Annotated in this window: 21 protein-coding genes; 11 read left to right on the forward strand and 10 right to left on the reverse strand. The window is 70.6% G+C overall.

Going from position 1 to position 18,050, the window contains the following annotated elements:
* Window positions 1-48: 48 nt before the first annotated feature.
* Both btuC and NKT36_RS14615 read left to right on the forward strand, forming a co-directional pair.
* Window positions 49-1,113, forward strand: coding sequence for a vitamin B12 ABC transporter permease BtuC (gene btuC / locus NKT36_RS14610; RefSeq protein WP_327051793.1), 1,065 nt, complete (start codon window positions 49-51; stop codon window positions 1,111-1,113).
* 107 nt (window positions 1,114-1,220) lie between these two features.
* Complete coding sequence (locus tag NKT36_RS14615) at window positions 1,221-2,411, forward strand: heme ABC transporter ATP-binding protein (RefSeq protein WP_407652219.1); 1,191 nt, start codon at window positions 1,221-1,223, stop codon at window positions 2,409-2,411.
* A 25-nt stretch (window positions 2,412-2,436) separates the two neighbouring features.
* Here the strand turns inward: NKT36_RS14615 and NKT36_RS14620 are convergent, their stop codons facing one another.
* Complete coding sequence (locus NKT36_RS14620; protein ID WP_327051795.1) at window positions 2,437-2,745, reverse strand: hypothetical protein; 309 nt, start codon at window positions 2,743-2,745, stop codon at window positions 2,437-2,439.
* A 357-nt stretch (window positions 2,746-3,102) separates the two neighbouring features.
* Between NKT36_RS14620 and NKT36_RS14625 the strand changes: the two genes are divergently transcribed.
* The 3 genes from NKT36_RS14625 (at window position 3,103) to cruF (ending at window position 6,443) form a co-directional block, all read left to right on the forward strand.
* Window positions 3,103-4,608 (forward strand): phytoene desaturase family protein, encoded by a 1,506-nt coding sequence (locus NKT36_RS14625; RefSeq protein ID WP_327051796.1) that lies wholly within the window; start codon window positions 3,103-3,105, stop codon window positions 4,606-4,608.
* Between the two features lie 130 nt (window positions 4,609-4,738).
* Window positions 4,739-5,602 (forward strand): prenyltransferase, encoded by an 864-nt coding sequence (locus tag NKT36_RS14630; protein WP_327051797.1) that lies wholly within the window; start codon window positions 4,739-4,741, stop codon window positions 5,600-5,602.
* Window positions 5,595-6,443, forward strand: a complete 849-nt coding sequence (gene cruF / locus NKT36_RS14635; protein ID WP_327051798.1) for a bisanhydrobacterioruberin hydratase — start codon at window positions 5,595-5,597, stop codon at window positions 6,441-6,443. The genes NKT36_RS14630 and cruF overlap by 8 nt, the downstream gene beginning before the upstream one ends.
* Here the strand turns inward: cruF and NKT36_RS14640 are convergent.
* Window positions 6,440-7,387, reverse strand: a complete 948-nt coding sequence (locus NKT36_RS14640; RefSeq protein WP_327051799.1) for a phytoene/squalene synthase family protein — start codon at window positions 7,385-7,387, stop codon at window positions 6,440-6,442. The genes cruF and NKT36_RS14640 overlap by 4 nt on opposite strands.
* A gap of 83 nt (window positions 7,388-7,470) precedes the next feature.
* The gene (locus tag NKT36_RS14645; protein WP_327051800.1) at window positions 7,471-7,797 is read right to left on the reverse strand and encodes a GerW family sporulation protein; all 327 of its coding nucleotides are present in this window, start codon (window positions 7,795-7,797) and stop codon (window positions 7,471-7,473) included.
* A gap of 119 nt (window positions 7,798-7,916) precedes the next feature.
* Between NKT36_RS14645 and NKT36_RS14650 the strand changes: the two genes are divergently transcribed.
* Together NKT36_RS14650 and NKT36_RS14655 are read left to right on the forward strand one after the other, a co-directional pair.
* Entirely contained in the window at window positions 7,917-9,317 is a 1,401-nt protein-coding gene (locus tag NKT36_RS14650; protein ID WP_327051801.1) for a heme o synthase, read from the forward strand.
* Window positions 9,314-9,976, forward strand: a complete 663-nt coding sequence (locus tag NKT36_RS14655) for a DUF7546 family protein (RefSeq protein WP_327051802.1) — start codon at window positions 9,314-9,316, stop codon at window positions 9,974-9,976. The genes NKT36_RS14650 and NKT36_RS14655 overlap by 4 nt, the downstream gene beginning before the upstream one ends.
* Before the next feature lie 4 nt (window positions 9,977-9,980).
* Here the strand turns inward: NKT36_RS14655 and NKT36_RS14660 are convergent, their stop codons facing one another.
* Entirely contained in the window at window positions 9,981-11,198 is a 1,218-nt protein-coding gene (locus NKT36_RS14660; protein ID WP_327051803.1) for a phosphotransferase family protein, read from the reverse strand.
* Window positions 11,199-11,345: 147 nt separating this feature from the next.
* Here NKT36_RS14660 and NKT36_RS14665 point away from each other — a divergent pair, with 147 nt between their 5' ends.
* Window positions 11,346-11,771, forward strand: coding sequence for a DUF5796 family protein (locus NKT36_RS14665; protein WP_327051804.1), 426 nt, complete (start codon window positions 11,346-11,348; stop codon window positions 11,769-11,771).
* Window positions 11,768-12,019: a DUF7508 domain-containing protein gene (locus NKT36_RS14670; protein WP_327051805.1), complete on the forward strand. Its 252-nt coding sequence runs from the start codon at window positions 11,768-11,770 to the stop codon at window positions 12,017-12,019. Before NKT36_RS14665 ends, NKT36_RS14670 begins: the two co-directional genes overlap by 4 nt.
* Before the next feature lies 1 nt (window position 12,020).
* Here NKT36_RS14670 and NKT36_RS14675 read toward each other — a convergent pair whose 3' ends face one another.
* Window positions 12,021-12,155 carry a DUF7128 family protein gene (locus tag NKT36_RS14675; RefSeq protein ID WP_327051806.1) on the reverse strand — a complete coding sequence of 45 codons (135 nt, stop codon included), beginning with the start codon at window positions 12,153-12,155 and terminating at the stop codon, window positions 12,021-12,023.
* An 86-nt stretch (window positions 12,156-12,241) separates the two neighbouring features.
* Complete coding sequence (locus NKT36_RS14680) at window positions 12,242-13,027, reverse strand: rhodanese-like domain-containing protein (protein WP_327051807.1); 786 nt, start codon at window positions 13,025-13,027, stop codon at window positions 12,242-12,244.
* Window positions 13,028-13,194: 167 nt separating this feature from the next.
* Here NKT36_RS14680 and NKT36_RS14685 point away from each other — a divergent pair, with 167 nt between their 5' ends.
* Window positions 13,195-14,148: a phytoene/squalene synthase family protein gene (locus NKT36_RS14685; RefSeq protein WP_327051808.1), complete on the forward strand. Its 954-nt coding sequence runs from the start codon at window positions 13,195-13,197 to the stop codon at window positions 14,146-14,148.
* 5 nt (window positions 14,149-14,153) lie between these two features.
* Here the strand turns inward: NKT36_RS14685 and NKT36_RS14690 are convergent, their stop codons facing one another.
* From NKT36_RS14690 to hisC, 3 genes are read right to left on the reverse strand one after another with little or no spacing between them, the layout of a single operon-like run.
* Window positions 14,154-14,759: a CDP-alcohol phosphatidyltransferase family protein gene (locus tag NKT36_RS14690; RefSeq protein ID WP_327051809.1), complete on the reverse strand. Its 606-nt coding sequence runs from the start codon at window positions 14,757-14,759 to the stop codon at window positions 14,154-14,156.
* Complete coding sequence (locus tag NKT36_RS14695; RefSeq protein ID WP_327051810.1) at window positions 14,756-15,262, reverse strand: adenylate kinase family protein; 507 nt, start codon at window positions 15,260-15,262, stop codon at window positions 14,756-14,758. Before NKT36_RS14695 ends, NKT36_RS14690 begins: the two co-directional genes overlap by 4 nt.
* Entirely contained in the window at window positions 15,259-16,332 is a 1,074-nt protein-coding gene (hisC, locus tag NKT36_RS14700) for a histidinol-phosphate transaminase (RefSeq protein WP_327051811.1), read from the reverse strand. The genes NKT36_RS14695 and hisC overlap by 4 nt, the downstream gene beginning before the upstream one ends.
* Before the next feature lie 216 nt (window positions 16,333-16,548).
* Here hisC and NKT36_RS14705 point away from each other — a divergent pair, with 216 nt between their 5' ends.
* Window positions 16,549-17,502 (forward strand): TIGR03557 family F420-dependent LLM class oxidoreductase, encoded by a 954-nt coding sequence (locus tag NKT36_RS14705; protein ID WP_327051812.1) that lies wholly within the window; start codon window positions 16,549-16,551, stop codon window positions 17,500-17,502.
* A 198-nt stretch (window positions 17,503-17,700) separates the two neighbouring features.
* Here NKT36_RS14705 and NKT36_RS14710 read toward each other — a convergent pair whose 3' ends face one another.
* Window positions 17,701-18,036, reverse strand: coding sequence for a hypothetical protein (locus NKT36_RS14710; RefSeq protein WP_327051813.1), 336 nt, complete (start codon window positions 18,034-18,036; stop codon window positions 17,701-17,703).
* Window positions 18,037-18,050 lie beyond the last annotated feature (14 nt).

Genomic DNA, 18,050 nt, shown 5'->3' on the forward strand with positions numbered 1-18,050 from the left:
TCACGGCGATTCAATAAATATTTACCTAAAGCAAGTAGAGTTGCGCCCATGCGACGAGGCACGCGGCTCACGCTCTGGTCGGTCGGCCTGCTGGCGGCGCTCGCAGTGACGGCGCTGGTCAGCGCGGTGACCGGCCCCGTCGACGTCGGGTACGTCGCCGTCGGGAAGGTGGTGCTGAGCGCGCTCCCGATGTTCGACTACGACGTCCCGACCACCGCCCGGACCATCGTGATGGTGCTCCGACTCCCGCGCATCGCGCTCGCCGCGGTGGTCGGGTTCGCGCTCGCCACCGCCGGCGTCGTCATGCAGGGGTTCTTCCGCAATCCCATGGCCGACCCCTCCATCATCGGCGTCTCCTCCGGCGCGGCGGTCGGTGCCGTCGCCACCATCGCCTTCTCCGTCAGCGTCCCGCTCTCGTTCTCCGTCAGCGGCCCGCTCGCGTTCTCCGTCAGCATCCCGCTCGCGCTTCCCCTGTTCGCGTTCGTGGGCGCGCTGCTCGCCGCGTTCGGCGTCTACGCGCTCGCGACCGAGAACGGGCGGACGCCGGTCGCCACGCTCCTGCTCGCGGGCGTCGCGGTCCAGACGCTGCTCGGTGCGGTCGTCTCGCTCATGCTGCTGTACAGCGGCGAGAGCCTCCGCCAGGCGGTGTTCTGGCTGATGGGTCACCTGAAGAACGCCTCGTGGTGGGAGGTCGGCGTCGCCCTGCTGCCCACGCTCCTCGGGTTCGTCGTCCTGCAGGCGTACGCGGAGGACCTGAACGTCCTCCTACTCGGCGAGGAGGACGCCCACACCCTCGGCGTCGAGGTCGAACGGACGAAGCGCATCCTGCTCGCCGTCGCCAGCGTCGTCACCGCCGCCGCCGTCGCGATGTCCGGCATCATCGGCTTCGTGGGACTCGTCGTCCCGCACGTGATGCGCCTGCTCGTCGGCCCCGACCACCGCATCCTCCTGCCGACCAGCGCGCTCGCCGGCGCGACCTTCCTCGTGGCGACCGACACCGTCGCCCGCTCGGCCGTCGGCGGTGCGGAGCTCCCCGTCGGCATCGTCACCGCGTTCCTGGGTGCGCCCTTCTTCCTCTACCTCCTCCGCAGCCGGGAGGTGACGGCGCTGTGACCCGAAACTCCGGCGCACAGAGCGGCACGTACCGAACGGACGCCGCGAACGGCGCGACCGACGCAGACGCCGCGACCGCCGTCGCCGTCGAGGACGTCACGGTCAGCCTGGGCGACGCGACGGTCCTCGACGGGGTCGACGCCGAGATCGCCGAGGGGCAGTTCGTCGGCCTCGTCGGCCCGAACGGGGCCGGCAAGACCACCTTGCTCCGGACCGTCGGCGGGACGCTCGCCCCCGAGTCGGGGCGCGTGCTGGTCGACGGCGAGGACGTCCACGCCCTCTCCTCGAAGGCGGCCAGTCGGCGGGTCGCCACCGTGCCCCAGGAGACGACGCTCTCCTTCGAGTTCGACGTGCGCGACGTGGTCGCCATGGGCCGCCACCCCTACCGGTCGCGGTTCGGCGGCGAGGCGGGCGACGGGCGCGCGGCGGTCGAGGACGCGATGGAACGCACCGAGGTCGCGCAGTTCGCCGACCGCTCCATCACCGCGGTCAGCGGCGGCGAGCGCCAGCGCGTCCTGCTCGCCCGCGCGCTGGCCCAGGACGCCCCGGTGCTCCTGCTCGACGAACCCACCGCGAGCCTCGACATCAACCACCAGGTCCGCACGCTGGAGCTCGTCCGCGACCTCGTCGCGTCCGGGAAGACCGTCGTCGCGGCCATCCACGACCTCAACCTCGCGGCTCACTACTGCGACGAACTCCTGCTGCTGTCGGGGGGCGACGTCGTCGCGGCCGGGCCGCCGCCGGACGTGCTCGTCGAGGAGACGCTGCGCGAGGCGTTCGACGCGCGCGCCGTCGTCTCCCGTCACCCCGTCACCGGGTCGACGTACGTCACCGCGCTGCCCGACCGCCCCGACGCCCGCGCCGGTCGCGTCCACGTCATCGGCGGGGGCGGCACCGTCTCGCGGTTCCTCTACCTGCTCTCGGCGGCCGGCTACGAGGTGTCGGTCGGCGTGCTGAACGAGGGCGACTCCGACCTGGAGACGGCGCGCCTGCTCGGCCTCGACGCCGTGACCGAGGAACCGTTCGCACCCATCGACGGCGAGGCGCGCGCAGCCGTCGAGGACCGCATCCGCGAGGCCGACGCCACCGTGCTCGCGGACGTCGAGGTGGGTGCCGGCAACCTCCCGAACCTGGCGGCGGCCCGTGCGGCCGAGTCCGTCGTCGTCGTCGAGGAGCGACCGTTCGACGAGCGCAACTACGCCGGCAGCGAGGCGGTCGCCACCTACGAGGAACTCTGCGAGCGCGGTCGCGTCGTCGAGCCAGAGAACCTGCTGTCGGCGGTCGACGACGTGGTCTGACGGTAGAATCGAGATCCGGACGGCGTCAGTTCAACGGTCCGCGACGGTCCTGCAGCAGTTCGTACAGCAGCATCGCTCCGAAGACGCTCGCGCCGAGCATGATGATGCCGGCGACGCCGCCCTCGACCGACGGCGCGAGGACTGCACCGACCCCGAGGACCGTTCCGGAGACGAGCGCCACCGCGGTCCGCCGCAGGCTCGACATCGCCGCGAACGCCTCGGCGACGCTCGGGTCGACGCCGACCACCTCCGACCAGAGGACGTACGCGGCGATGACGACCAGGCCGACGAACATCGCCACGCTGAGCAACAGTGCGAAGGAGACGAGTTGCATGCGACGGTTCGTTGTCCGAGAACCCGTAACAGCCGCGTATAAGTCTATCGGAGCACAGGTCAGAGAGGATATATGTGTGCCGTGCGGGTCTCCAGTACCCCGAGATGAGAACTTTCGTGAGGGGGTTGGTGACACAGTGATGGGAGGCCAGCCCATCGCCAGAGCCCCTGGCGACGTCGGGATACGTGCGCTCACACCGGCACGGTAGCGCGCCCGAGTCAGGGTGGGCGCATCTACGACGACGTGTTGCAGGCCCTTTGTTATACACCAGCTAAACGCGCCGGCGGTCCGGTTCGACGTCGGTGACCGTTCACGTTGTGTGCTGTCTTTATGACACTCGCGTCCCGTAATCAGACCATGGACATGGTCGACACGAGCGTCGTCGTCGTCGGGAGCGGTTTCGGCGGCCTGTCGACGGCGTGCTATCTCGCCGACGCGGGCGCGGACGTGACGGTGCTGGAGAAGAACGAGCAGCTCGGCGGGCGCGCGAGCCGTCTGGAGGCCGACGGCTTCCGGTTCGACATGGGGCCCTCCTGGTACCTGATGCCCGACGTGTTCGAGCGGTTCTTCGGCCACTTCGACCGCAGCCCGACCGACTACTACGAGCTGACCCACCTCGACCCCCACTACCGCATCTTCTTCAAGGACGGCGACCGGGTGGACGTCCGCCCCGACATGGAGCACAACCGCGCCGTGTTCGAGGAGTACGAGCCGGGCGCCGGCGACGCGCTCGACGACTACCTGCGACGCGCGGAGAAGAACTACGGCGTCGGGATGGAGGAGTTCGTCTACACCGACCGCAACCGGTTCCGGGACTACGTCTCCTGGGACGTGGTGAAGAACGCCCGCGGGCTGAGCCTGCTCGGGTCGATGCAGGACCACGTCGAGAAGTTCTTCGACCACCCCAAGCTCCAGCAGATCATGCAGTACACCCTCGTCTTCCTCGGGGGGTCGCCGCACAACACGCCCGCGCTGTACAACCTGATGAGTCACGTGGATTTCAATCTCGGCGTCCACTACCCTGAGGGCGGCCTCGGCGGCGTCGTCGACGGCATCGCCGAACTCGGCTCAGAACTCGGCGTCGAGTACCGCACCGACCACGAGGTGACCGCCATCACGGGCCACGAGGGCGACTTCCTCGTCCACTCGGGCGACCGCCGGACCCCGGCCGACCTCGTGGTGAGCGACGCCGACTACGCTCACACAGAGCAGAACCTGCTCCCCGCGGAGCACCGCCAGTACGACGCCGACTACTGGGAGTCGCGGACGTACGCGCCCTCTGCCTTCCTCCTGTACCTCGGCGTCGAGGGCGACGTCGACCCGCTGGCCCACCACACCCTCGTCCTGCCGACCGACTGGGACCGCCACTTCCACCAGATATTCGACGAGGGCGAGTGGCCCGACGACCCCGCGTACTACCTCTGCGTCCCGAGCGAGACGGACGACGACGTCGCGCCGGAGGGGTACAGCAACCTGTTCGTGCTCGTCCCCGTCGCGCCGGGACTCGACGACGGCCCCGAACAGCGCGAGCGGTACCGGGAGATGATCCTCGCCGACGTCGCGGAGAACACGGGCGTCGACCTCCGCGACCGCATCGCCTTCGAGGAGCAGTTCAGCGTCTCGGAGTTCGCCGACCGCTACAACAGCATGCGCGGCACCGCGCTCGGCCTCGCGCACACGCTGCGCCAGACGGGCCCGATGCGCCCCGGCCACCGCTCCTCGGCGGTCGACGGTCTCTACTTCACCGGCTCGTACACCACGCCGGGCATCGGCGTCCCGATGTGTCTCATCAGTGGCGAACACACCGCGGACGCCGTCCTCGACGACGTCGACCGGCCGCACCGGCGATTATCATGGTCCTAAAGACCACCCCGGACGAAGGGCAACTGTCGGCTATCGAACGCGCGGACGAGGGCCAGCGCACGACCCAGCGACGACCCCGCGAGAAGGACTGACACGATGACGAGCCAGCGACGACGATGACCACCACACGATGACCACGACCACCGAGCGCCGACGGCCGGCAGCGACGCTCCGGTACCTGCTGAAGCTGTCGCGCCCGCGGTTCTGGCTGTACCTCGCCGGGCCGGTCCTCGTCGGCGTCGCCTACGGCGCGTCTTCCGTCGCGGAGCTGGTGTCGCCGCTGTCGGTCGCGCTCGTCGGCTACTTCCTCCTCCCGGCGAACGTCTTCCTCTACGGCATCAACGACGTGTTCGACGTCGACGTGGACGCGGACAACCCGAAGAAGGAGGGGCGAGAGGTGCGCTACGGCGGCGGCACGGTCGTGCCGGTGGCGGTGGCGGTGACCGCGGCGCTCGGCGTCGCCCTGTTCGCGGTCACGCCCCGCGTCGCGTGGCCGTGGCTGGTCGGGTTCCTCGCCCTCGGCGCGGAGTACTCCGCGCCGCCGCTGCGGTTCAAGACGACGCCCTTCCTGGACTCGGCGTCGAACGGGCTGTACGTCCTGCCGGGGGCGGCCGCCTACGCCGCCGTGGCGGGCCACCAGCCACCGGCGCTCGCCGTCGCTGGCGGGTGGTTCTGGGCGATGGCGATGCACACCTTCTCCGCCATCCCGGACATCGAACCGGACCGCGCGGCCGGCATCGAGACGACCGCGACCCGACTCGGCGAGACCGGGACGCTGGCCTACTGTGCGGCGCTCTGGCTGCTCGCGGCGGCCGCGTTCGCGCTGCTCGACCGCCGGGGTGGCGCGCTGCTGCTCGTCTACCCAGCGCTCGTCGTCGCCTGGCGGGTGGCGGACGTCGCCGTCGACCGCGCCTACTGGTGGTATCCGCTCGTCAACACGGTCGTCGGCATGGTCCTGACCCTCGGCGGCCTCTGGGGGACGACGCATGGCTGACCGCCTCGACCGCGCCGAGGCGGAGGCGGCGCTGTCGCGCGTCGTCCGCGAGAACCGGTTCACCATCGCCGTCGTCTTCCCGCTGGTCGGCGCACTCCTCTTCGTCGCGGGCCACGAGGCGTGGCTGCCGGCGTGGCTGGCGCGCAACCCCTACCTCATCCTCTTCGGGACGGTGGTGATGCGCTCGCCGCTGGTCGCCGGTCTCGCCCCGCTCGTCGACCGTCGCGCCGCGGCCGCGCTGGCGGTGCTGACCGCCTACACCTACGCCGTCGAGTTCGTCGGCGTGACGACCGGTCTCCCGTACGGCGAGTTCCGCTACCTGCTCGAACTCGGGCCGATGCTGCTCGGCACCGTCCCCGTGGGACTCCCCGTCTTCTTCTTCCCGCTCGTGCTGAACAGCTACCTGCTCTGCCTGCTCCTGCTCGATTCGCACGCCGACTCGCGACCGGTCCGCCTGGTCGCGTCGCTCGCCGTCGTCCTCATCGTGGACCTCGTGCTCGACCCGGCGGCCGTCTCGCTCGGGTTCTGGCGCTACGCGGACGGCGGAACGTACTACGGCGTCCCGCTCTCGAACTTCCTCGGGTGGGTGCTCAGCGGGACGGTGGCGGTGGGACTGGTCGACCTCGGCTTCGACGTACGGGCGGTCCGGGCGCGGCTCCGGGGCTGTGAGTTCATGCTCGACGACATGGTGAGCTTCGTCGTCCTCTGGGGAACGATGAACGCCTACTTCGCGAACTGGGTGCCGGTCGCCGTCGCGGCGCTGCTCGGGACCGGCCTGCTGTGGACCGACCGCTTCGACTTCGACGTGTTCGGCCCAGTCTCCGGCGTCGCCGAGCGCTAGCGCGCCGGCGTCGGCGTCCCCGCCCCGGAGGCGGACTGGTCACCCTCGCCGACGGCGCTGACGCGACGGAAGACGGTCTCGGGGTCGCGCGTGCGCCGCCAGTGCCACCACGTCCGGGCGACCAGCCACAGCTTCCGTGCGGTCCCGAGCTGTGGCGTCTCCGAGAGGACGTCGTATTCGCGCTCCCGGATGATCCGGTGGTGTTCGGCGTAGAGGACGGCGGCGAGGAGGACGGCGAACCGGCAGTCGGCCGGCAGGTACTGGATGCCGGCGACGCCCTGGCGATACAGCTGTTCCGCGCGCCGCATCTCCTCGCGCATCGCCGCCGCGAACGACTCGGAGAACGCCAGGCGTTCGACCTGGTCGTCGGTGACGCCGTGGCGTTCGAGCGTGCGCCGGGGCAGATAGATGCGGTCGCGGTCGACGACGTCCTCGCGGACGTCGCGGAGGAAGTTGGTGAGCTGGAACGCCTCCCCCAGCGCCGTCGCGTGCGGACGGGCGAGGTCCGGGTCTTCGCTGCCCATCACGGCGAGCATCATGCGGCCGACGGCAGCGGCGGAGCCGTCCATGTAGGCTTCCAGCTCGCCGTAGTCGGCGTACCGGTCTTTCTCCACGTCGGTCACCATCGCATCGACGAAGGCTTCGACGTCGGCGTCGGCGATGCCGCGTTCGTCCGCTACCTCGCGGAACGCCGCGAGGACTGGGTCCGTCGGTTCGGCGCGGCCGAGCGCCTGGGCTCGCAGGTCGTCGAGTCTGGCGCGCTGTTCGGCGGGCGTGGCGTCGCCGGGGTCGTCGACGACCTCGTCGCAGATGCGGAAGAAGCCGTACAGCACGTACGTCGGGTGCCGGACGCGCTCGGGGAGCAACCGCGTGGCGACGTAGAACGTCCGCCCTGTTCGACGGTGGATGTCCTTGCTCGTCGAGAGTTGCCGTTCGGTGACCATTCGGGATGTTCAGACCGGGTTCGTTCTGTAATCGTAACACGTGCGGCGGTTTATAATCGCGGGCGGAGCCGGCGACGGGGCTGCTACCGTCGCCGGAGGAACGCGCCGAGCGCGAGCCCCACGAACAGGGCGATGACGGTGCGTCGACGCTCGTCGAACCGGACGAACCGGGTCCGTTCCTCGTCGACCTCGAGCGCGCCGACCGGCGTCGCGGCCGTGCCGCCGCCGAGGCCGCCGCCCTCGCCCTCCTCGTCGTCCGTTCCCCAGCCGCCGCCGAACCCGTAACGCACGTTCGCGACGGGGACGACGGTCCGCCCGCCGCGTTCGATCGGGTCGCCGTACACCGTCTCGACGGTCGCGCTCTCGCGGAGCCTGTCGACGACGTCGCCGACGCGTTCGCTGGGATTCATGTCACGACCGACGACGACCGGCCGTATATTCCTGACGCCGCTGAACACTGTCGCCCGGGTCGACAGGTCTCTCGTGAAGCGGTTGGTCTAAGTGTACCGCGTCAAAAGTACCGCTAACGGTGCCATCCGACAGTTCCTCGACCGGGTTCGAACGCGCCCTCACGGCGACGGCGGTCGGCGTCTACCTGCTCGTCGTCGTCGGTGCGACGACGGCGCTGACGAACGCCGCGACGGCGTGTCCGACGTGGCCGGCGTGCAACGGTCAGTGGATCGTCCCTCTCGACGACCCACGGCTCGCTATCGCGTGGGGTCACCGGCTGGTCGCGTTCGTCGTCGGCCTGCTCGTCGCCGGAACCACCGTGCTAGCGTGGCGGCGCGACACGAGTTCGCGCGTCCGGGCCGCGCTCGGCGCGGCTGCGCTCCTCTACCCGGTGCAGGCCGTGCTCGGCGCGTTCGCCGCGACGTCGGCGACGCCAGCGTCGTTCGCGGCCGTCCACCTGGTCGCGGGGATGGCTATCTTCACGGGCGTCGTGATCGCGCTCGCGTGGACGCTCGAACCGGAGTCGAAGGACGGTCCGGTCGAGATGGGCGTCGCGGACGAGGACGCGCCCGACGAACCGGCGGTCATCCGCGACGCGCCCGACGGCGTCGTCGCCCGCGCCAGGCGGACCGCGTTCGCGTACTTCCGGCTGATGAAGCCGCGACTGATGTGGTTGCTCTGTCTCGTCGCCTCCGCCGGGATGGCGCTGGCGGCGGGGCCGAGCCTCCGCGTCGGGACCGTCGTCGCGACGCTGACCGGCGGCGTCCTCTCCATCGGCGCGAGCGGAACCTTCAACCACGTGCTGGAGCGCGACGTCGACCAGAAGATGAACCGGACCGCCGACCGCCCCGCCGCGACCGACCAGATTCCGGTTCGGAACGCGGTGGCGTTCGGCGTACTGCTCGCGGCCGCGTCGCTCGCGGTCTTCCTCTCGGTGAACCTGCTCGTGGCCGTGCTCGGGCTGACCGCCATCGTCTTCTACAGCGTCGTCTACACGCTGCTGTTGAAGCCGAACACGGTCCAGAACACGGTCATCGGCGGGTTCGCCGGCTCGCTGCCCGCCCTCATCGGGTGGGCGGCGGTGGACGACGGCCTCGGCCTGCCGGCGCTCGTCCTCGCCGGCGTCATCTTCCTGTGGACGCCCGCGCACTTCTACAACCTCGCGCTGGCGTACAAGGACGACTACGCCCGCGGCGGCTTCCCGATGATGCCCGTCGTGCGCGGCGAGGCCGAGACGCGCAAGCACGTCCTCTACTATCTGGGTGCGACGCTGCTCTCCGCGGCGGTGCTCGTCGCCGTCGCGAACCTCGGCTGGCTGTACGCCCTGACGAGCGTCGTCTTCGGTACGGCGTTCCTCTGGACCGTCGTCCGCCTCCACCGCGAGCGCGACCGGCAGGCCGCCTTCCGGTCGTTCCACGCCTCCAACGCCTACCTCGGCGCGCTGCTGGTCGCCATCGTCGTCGACGCCATCGCACTATGAATACTGGATTCGCCCGCTTCCGACCCGATTTCGAGACCGTCGCCAGGGGTGTCGCCGTGCTGAACGCGGAGTTTCTCCTGCTTGCCCTGTACCTGACCGTCTCGAACCATCAGGTCGGCGCCATCCGCTACCTGCTGTACCCGTTCGTCTGGATCAACGTCGCCGGCTACGCCGTGCTGAAGACGGACCCCGTCGCCCAGTCGGACCGCCAGCGCTACGCCGCCGCCGCCGTCGCCGCCGGCTACTTCCTCGTCGTCGGCTACTTCGGCGGGCTCTACGGTCCGGCGATGGACATGCCAGGGATGCCGTCGACCGGCTTCAGCATCGGCTGGCTCCCGCCCGGATGGGGGCCGGCCCTGCTCTACGGGGGCGAGCACGTCCGTCTCTCGCTGCTCCCGTTCAAGGTCGTCGGCTACCTCGGCCTGGCGTACCTCGTCTACGCCACCATCCTCGACGCTGCGGGGTCCGCCATCTCCGGCATCGTCGGCCTGTTCTCCTGCGTGAGTTGCTCGTGGCCCATCGTCGCGTCGCTGGTGACCGGCGTCGCCGGCGCGGGGTCCGGCCTCGCGACGACCATCGCCTCGGGGTCGTACGACATCTCGACCGTCGTCTTCGTCGTCACCGTCGCGCTGTTGTACTGGCGGCCGACCATCCGGTGACGCACTACAGCACGCCGGCGTCCGCGAGGAACGCCCGGTGCTCGGCCGCGCGGTCGTCGACCGCCGCTTCCGACCGTCCCATCATCTCCTCCTCGACGTGGCGCATCAGGCGCACACGACCGGCGACCCGGTAGAGTCGCCGTCGCTTCTCGAACGCCTCGTCGCGGTGCAGGTCGCGCACGGCGCGGTAGCCCTCGTACAGGCGCTCGCGGAGTCGCCGGTCGCGCTCGTCGTCGACCCAGGGCCAGTCGACGAGGATAGCCTCCGTGACCGCGAGTTCGTATTCCGCGGTGGCGGCTATCGGCGTCTCCCAGTCGAGGACGCCGTTCGTCACGTCGCCGTCCCACTCGTCCGTCGTCTCTCCGTCGCCCCACTCGTCCGTCGTCTCTCCGTCGCCCCACTCGTCCGTCGTCTCTCCGTCGCCCCACTCGTCCGTCGGCTCTCCGCGGTCCGTAGTGACCGCGGCGGCGTCGACCCGGAGGTTGCCGAGCCGGTAGTCCCCGTGGTTGACCACCGGCTCGAACCCCGCTTCCGGTTCGAGTGCGCCCGACAGCCGTTCGGTCGCCCGCTCGGTGAACGACTCCAGCGCGGGCACGCAGTCGTCGAACCGGGTGTCCGCGAGTCGCTCGACCTGCTGGCCGAGCCACGCCTCGAACAGCGCCGGCCAGTTCGCGAACTCGCGGTCGAGCGCGAGGTCGCTCGCTCCGCCGTCGTCCCCGGGCGTCAGCGGCCCGAACCCAGCGACGTCGAAGGCGTCGTGCAGCGCGGCGAGGTTCCGGCCGGCCTCGTGACAGACGCGCTCGAACGCGGACGGCACGAGGCCGTCCGGACTGAAGGCCATCGTCTCGCCCGGGATGGCCTCCGCGGCGAAGAAGGGGTCGCCGAGCACGTCGCCGTCGTCCGTGCCGTACACGGTCGGGACCGGGATCGACGTCCGCTCGGCGACGAGCGAGAGGAGGGCCGGCTCCCGGAGGAAGGCGTCGCCGCCGAACCGCGTCCCGACCTTCACCACCACGGTCCGTGGCTCGGTGCGGCCCGGTTCCTCGACCGTGACGAAGTGGACCGCGTTCTTGCCGTGGTCGGCCGGCCGCACGTCGACCACGGTGGCATCGGGGAGGACCGTCCCGACCGCCCGGGTCACGTCGCGGTCGGGGAGCGATGCGTCCGCGTCGCCGGTGGCGGCTTCCTCGGCGGCGCCGTCGGTGGAGGTGCCTTCGGTCACGGTCCTGACGTGAGCGGGAACCGTCAAATCGTTTCCGCGAACCGCAGTTCTGTAACCGAGCGTACCGGTGGGCGGGAGAACGAGGTCGGCGGGCCGGTCGGCGACCGGAACGCACCCCTTTTGTCGCCGGCGGGCGAACCGCCAGGCATGAGCGCCCGCAACGACGTCTCACCGGACACGCTCGGCGTCGAACTCACGGAGGACGGCATCGTCGTCGAGTACACCGACGGGCGAGAGGTGTTCTACAACGGCGTCCCGCAGAAGGTCGAGGGGACGCTGCGGACCCAGCCCGGCAAGCTCGTCCAGGTACTCGTCACGGACCCCACCGAGACGGAGGGCGTCCTGATGTACATCAACGACCGCAACACGCACGACTCCATCCTCGAGGAGACCGGCGTCGGCCGCGTCATGCTCGACCCCGGCGAGGAGGAGGAGCTGTTCCCCGGCGTCACCGCCCGCGCCGACGGGTACGCCGTCGAGATCGAGGCCGACCCGGAGGTCGCCCGGGGTCGCGTGTTCGTCTTCGAGGAGGACGAGATGGAGGAGCGCTCCTACGAGTTCGTGAACGAATGAGCCTCCCGAAACGGTGGCGGTCGCTCGACCGCTCGACGGTCGGCCGCGCTCCCGAGCGCTGGGGCGTCTACGAACTCGGCGACGACGACGGCACCGTCCTCGACGTGGACGCGGGCGTCCTCCGCGACGAACTGAAGACGGCCCTGGCGTACGCCGACGCCGACCAGGTCCGCTGGGAGGCGTGCCAGTCCCGCGAGCACGCCGAGCGACTCGCCGACGAGCACCGCGAGCGGGCCGGTCTGTCCTGACCTACTGGATGTACGCCGGCTCCTCGGCGTCGCAGGCCGCCTCGTGCTGGCGGGCGTCCTGGCGGTCGTCGAACATCAGGCCGCACTCCTCGCACTCGAACCAGGTCCCGTCCTCTCGTTCGGTCTCTGCCACCATGTGTGAACACTCACCGCGCCCGGCAAAATGCGTTACTCCGTGGTCACGCTTCGTCGCGGGCGCGGGTCCGGGCGTCGGGGGGACCGTCAGCCCGTGACGACGCCGTTCGAAAGTTCCTGAAGTGTGCCCTCGACCGTGTACGCCGGCGTCTCGACCGCGATCGTCGAGTCGGGCGTCACGTCGTGGAACTTCAGGTGGAGCGTGTACGAGCCGTCGGCCGCGATGTCGGTCGCCTCGCTCTGGCCGGAGTCGGGGTGGCGCGCCCAGGCGGCCTTCCCGGCGAACTTCTCGCCGGCGACGCCGTCGATGGCGTAGTTCGCCGGCGCGGCGTCGGTGTTCTGGCCCTTGATGGGGTACCCACGGTCGTGCCACGCCCAGAACCCCTCGTCGATGACGAGGACGTTCTCGTACCCCGAGTTCTTCAGCGCGGCGGCCCGGAGCGACGACAGGTGGTGCGGACAGCCACAGTAGCAGACGATGCGGTCGCCCTTCGGCCAGTCCAGCACCGGGTCCTCGTCGAAGTTCGTCTCGATGTCGGGGGCGGGGCTGAGCACCGCGCCCTCGACGTGGGAGGTGGTGTACTGCTTCTTGCCGCGCGCGTCGGCGAACCGGGCTTCGCCGCGCTGGTGCCAGTTGACCGCGACGTCGACCGGCAACAGGGGTATCTGTTGGCCATTCTGGTTCACCGTCGGGAGGGAAGCGACGTCGACGGACTTCTTCTCCGGTGGGTCGTCGGACGCCGGCGGGTAGCCGTCCGTGTCGCCGTCCTCGGGCGTCGGGTACGACCCGCTCCCGCCGCCCCCGCCACTGAGACATCCGCTCAGTCCGGCGACCGAGAGCGCCCCCGCAGCGAGAAACGTGCGTCGTTGCATCGTACCCATCGTAGCGACCAGCGCAGCATCAATTTTGTTATGGCGCGTGCAGGTCCACCGAGCGAGTCGTCCCGGGCCGGTGCCGTGAAGCGGACGGCCCAACACGTTTGGGGGCGCGTTCATTTCGTGTCGGGCCGTAGTAGGTTTCGCTCTCTGGACTGGAAGCAATGAACGACACTCACGTGCGGCAGGGCAAGACGATACAGCAGCGGACCGGCCGAACGTTCCACCTGGCGACGCGACTGCTGCCGGAGCGGGTGCGCGAGCCGACGTACGTGCTGTACGGCTTCTTCCGCATCTGCGACGAGGTCGTCGACGACCCCGGCGACGCCACGCCCGCCGAACAGCGCGCCCACCTCGACCGCCTCCGCGACCAGGCCCTCGGCCGCGTCGACCCCGAGGAGCCGCTGCTCGCCGCCTTCTGCGACCTCCGCGAGCGTCACGACATCGCCGACGCCGACGTCGAGGCCTTCGTCGACGCGATGCAATCGGACATCGAGAAGGACCGCTACGCCGACTACGGCGAACTCGAAGCCTACATGGACGGCTCCGCCGCCGCCGTGGGACGGATGATGACCGCGGTGATGGAAACCGACGGCGGAACGGAAGAGACACTCGACCACGCGACGGCGCTGGGGGAGGCGTTCCAGCTCACCAACTTCCTCCGTGACGTCCGCGAAGACGTCGTCGACCGCGACCGCGTCTACCTCCCCGCGACCACCCTGGAGCGACACGGCGTGTCCCACGCCGACGTCGACGCGCTCGACTTCTCGGAGGCGTTCGCGGCCGCGATGCGCGACGAACTGCGCCGCGCCGAGCGTCTCTACCGCGAGGGCGTCGCCGGCATCCAGTACCTGCCGACGGACTGCCAGTTCGGCGTCCTCCTCGCCGCCGTCCTCTACGCCGACCACCATCGCGTCATCCGCCGGCAGGGGTGCGACGTGCTGTCGACGGCCCCGTCGCTCGGGCGGGTGCGGAAGCTGTCGCTGCTGGCGCGGACGTGGTGGCACTGGCGGCGCACGCGCGACCCCGAGACCGTCTTCCGTCGCGTCAGCGCCGTCGGCGCGACCGACGAGCGCTCGACCGAGACGCCGCCGCGCGACACGCTGCCGACGCGGTAAGCGCGTCAGGCCAGCGCGCGCCAGGCGTAGTAGAACCGCTGGAGCGCGGTGAGATGACCGACGACGGCGAACACGCCGAGCAGCACCGCGACGAGCGAGTAGCCGCCGACGCTCCCGACGAGGGCCGCGAGCGCGGCCGTCGCACCCATCAGCGCGAGTCGGTCGGCGCGGCCGAGCAGACCGCCGTAGACGCGGTCGAGGTCGACCGCCTGCGCCTGCGTGCCCAGGTAGGAGGTCATCAGCACGCCCGTCACCGCCGCGAGGCCGAGCGCGTAGCGCCCGACGCCGGCCGCGAAGCCGACGATGAGGACGATGTCGGCGTAGCGGTCGAGCACGTGGTCGAGCAGGTCGCCCGCCTTCGAGTCCGTGCCGAGTTCGCGCGCCAGCGCGCCGTCCAGCAGGTCGAGCCAGCCGTTCAGGAAGACGAAGACGGCACCGACGAGGTACCAGGCGGGCGTCTCGCCGCCGACGTAGAACGTCCCGCTCGCGCCGACGGCGAGCAGGAAGGCGACGACGCTCACGGCGTCCGGCGTCAGTCCCACGCGCATCGACGCGGAGACGAACGGTCGCAGGGCGCGGTCGGCGATGGGTCGCAACTGGTCGAGCGTCATAGGTAGTCCAGGAAGTCCACCTCTCCGGCGGACGGCGCTCGTTCGCCCCCGATGACCGCTTCGACGTCCGCCGCCACGGCGTCGGGGTCGCGGTCGGTCGTGTCCACCTCGTACACGGCGTCGACGCCGTGTTCGGCGACCGCCTCCGAGAGGACGACGTCGAGCGCCTCGCTCTCGGCGTTCTCGCGGGCCTTCTCGTCGGGCTCGCCACGCTCGCGGAGGCGCCGTTCGAGCTGCTCGGGGTGACAGCGCAGGACGACCACGCGGTCGGCGTCGAAGTGGTGGGCGAGGTGGGACTCGACGAGGACGTCGTCGCGGCCGTCGAGCCAGTCCGCCAGGGCGTCGAGGTCGGCGACGAGACTGCCGCGCTCGGGGTCTTCGCCCTCGTGGAGGCCCTCCTCGCGGATCACCTCGTTCAGGTGGACGACGTCCAGGTCGGCGTCGACCAGTCCGGTCGCGGTCGTCTTGCCTGTCCCCGGCGTGCCGGTGACCGCGACCCTCACTCCGCGAGCACCTCGTTGATCTCCCGGACGGCCGTCCGCGTCTCCGCCTCCGTGCCGCAGGTGACGCGGACGCAGTCCGGCAGGCCGAAGCTGGTGCAGTCCCGGACGATGACGCCGCGCTCGCGCAGTTCGGCGGCGACCCCCTCGGCGTTCCCCACCTCGACGAGCACGAAGTTGGCGTGGCTCTCCCACGTCGGCGCGTTCACGTTGTCGGACACGTACTCGCGCGCCCAGCGCGCCGTCTCGACCGACCGCTCGACGTGCTCGTCGTCGTCGAGTGCGGCCAGGCCGGCGCGACACGCGAGTTCGCTCGCCGCGAACGGCGTGTTGACGGCGGCGTATGCGTCGGCCCATTCCTCGGGGACGACGGCGTAGCCGAGGCGGACGCCGGCGAGGCCGTACGCCTTCGAGAACGTCCGGAGGACGGCCACGTCGTCGCGGTCGGCGAGCAGTTCGACCGCGCTCGGCGCGTCGGCGTACTCGCCGTACGCCTCGTCGACGACGACCAGCGTCTCCTCGTTCGTTCCGTCCGCGATGGCTTCGATCGCGTCCAGGGAGAACCGACCGCCGCTGGGGTTGTGCGGGCTGGTGAGGTAGACGACGCGCTCGCCGTCGTAGGCGTCGAGGACCGTTTCGGCAGCGAGTTCGAAGCCGTCGGTCTTCGACAGGACGTACTCGTTCACGTCGCCGTGGTGGTAGCGGGCGCTCATGCCGTAGTAGGCGAAGCCGGGACGGGGGACGAGCACCTCGTCGCCCGGCTCGATAGTCGCTCGCGCGAGGTAGTCGAGCGCGCCGTCGCCGCCGTTGGCCAGCCACACCTGCTCGGAGGCGACCGACCAGCGCTCTGCCAGGCGGTCGGTGAGGTCGGCGTGGGACGCCTTCGGGTAGGAGCTAGCGCGTTCGGCGGCGCGCTGGATGGCGTCGACCGCCGCCGGACTCGGGCCGAACGGGTTCTCGTTCGACGCGAGTTTCACCAGTTCGTCGGCGTCCATGCCCAGTTCGCGGGCCACCTCCTCGATCCCCCGCCCGGCCTCGTACTCGACGTGGGCGGAGAGGTCCCGTGGTTCCATGTTCGGCAGGAGTGTCCGGCCGCCCTTAAGCGTGCTCACACCGGCCAGCGGTTCGGTTGCGGCGGTGCGACGGGGACGACCACCGCCGCGGAAGGTCCGTCGACGACCCGCGTCGGGGACGACGTTCCAGCGTCGGCGCGGCCACACCGTTGATGGATTCCGTTCTCGAACGAACCGTGGCATGATTCTCGAACACCAGGTCCAGCGGAGTGAACAATGAGCAGTATCGGCTACGCGCTCTCGAGCGAGGAGCACGGCCCGATGGCGCTCGCGGACTACGCCGACCGCGCGGAGGCGGTCGGCTTCGACTTCGCTTCCATCTCCGACCACTTCCATCCGTGGCTGAGCCAGCAGGGCGAGGCGTCGTTCGTCTGGTCGACGCTCGGCGCGGTCGCGCGTGCGACGGACGACCTGCCGGTCGGCGTCGGCGTCAACTGCCCCATCATGCGAATCCACCCGGCGAACGTCGCCCAGGCCGCCGCGACCGTCGCCGAGATGTTCGACGGACAGTTCTTCCTCGGCGTCGGTACCGGCGAGCGACTCAACGAGCACGTCACGGGCGAGCACTGGCCGGAGCACGCCGTCCGCGCGGAGATGCTCGCGGAGGCGGTCGAGGTCATCCGCACGCTCTGGGAGGGCGGCCAGCAGAGCCACTACGGGGAACACTTCACCGTCGAGAACGCGCGCCTGTTCACCCTGCCGGAGGAACCGCCGCCCATCGTCGTCTCCGCGTACGGCGAGCGCGCCGCGAAGGCGGCGGCCGACGTCGGCGACGGTCTCTGGACCGTCGGCCCGCAGGACGTGGTCGACACCTACGAGGAGACCGGCGGCGACGGGCCGCGGTACAGCCAGATGACGGTCTGTTACGCCGACGAGGAGGAAGAAGCCATCGACACGGCCCACGAGTGGTGGCCCAACTCCGCGCTGACGGGCGAACTCAACTCCCAGTTGCCGACGACGACCCACTTCGAGCAGGCCTGCCAGATGGTCTCCCGCGAGGACGTCGCGGAGGGCAGCATCGTCACCGACCCCGACCCGCAGACCCACGTCGACAACCTCCGGACGTTCCTCGACGCCGGCTACGACCACGTCTACGTCCATCAGGTCGGCCCGGACCAGGACTCGTTCTTCCAGTTCTACGAGGAGGAGGTGCTGCCGGCGTTCGACTAGCGTCCGGGGCCGGCACGGTTAAGGACGGCCGTGGCTTCACCTCACGGGGGTTTCACCATGTCACGTAACGACGACGAGACGGACGAGGAGTCACGCGAACGCACGGAGAGTCCCGGCCGCTACGTCGGGGGGCACCGGCAGAGCGGTCGTCGACGCGCGCGGGGCGAGGGCCGGAACCGGTACCAGCAGCACCGGCAGTTAGGCGGCCGACCGACGTCGGAGCAGCAACAGCGGCGACGACAACCGCGACAGCGACGGAGGGACCCAGGCCAGCACCAGCAGCGACCCGGGAGCCAACAGCAGGGCGGCCGGCGGCAGCAGGGCGGCCGCCAGCAGCAGGGCGGCCGCCAGCAGCAAGGCGGCCAGCCCTCCAGGGGAGAGGGTCGCGCGGAAACCGGTGGCGGGTCGTCGTTCCCGGAGACCGGCAGAGCGCAGCGCCAGCACCCGTTCCGGGAAGGTGGTCAGTACTCGCGGGGGGACCGAACGGAACGCGAGCAGGCCCCGCAGCGCGGTGAGCGACGGGGGCAATCCCACCAGCAAGGCGGAGG

The organism is Halomicrococcus gelatinilyticus (genome assembly GCA_024227995.1).
Classification (GTDB): domain Archaea; phylum Halobacteriota; class Halobacteria; order Halobacteriales; family Haladaptataceae; genus Halomicrococcus; species Halomicrococcus gelatinilyticus.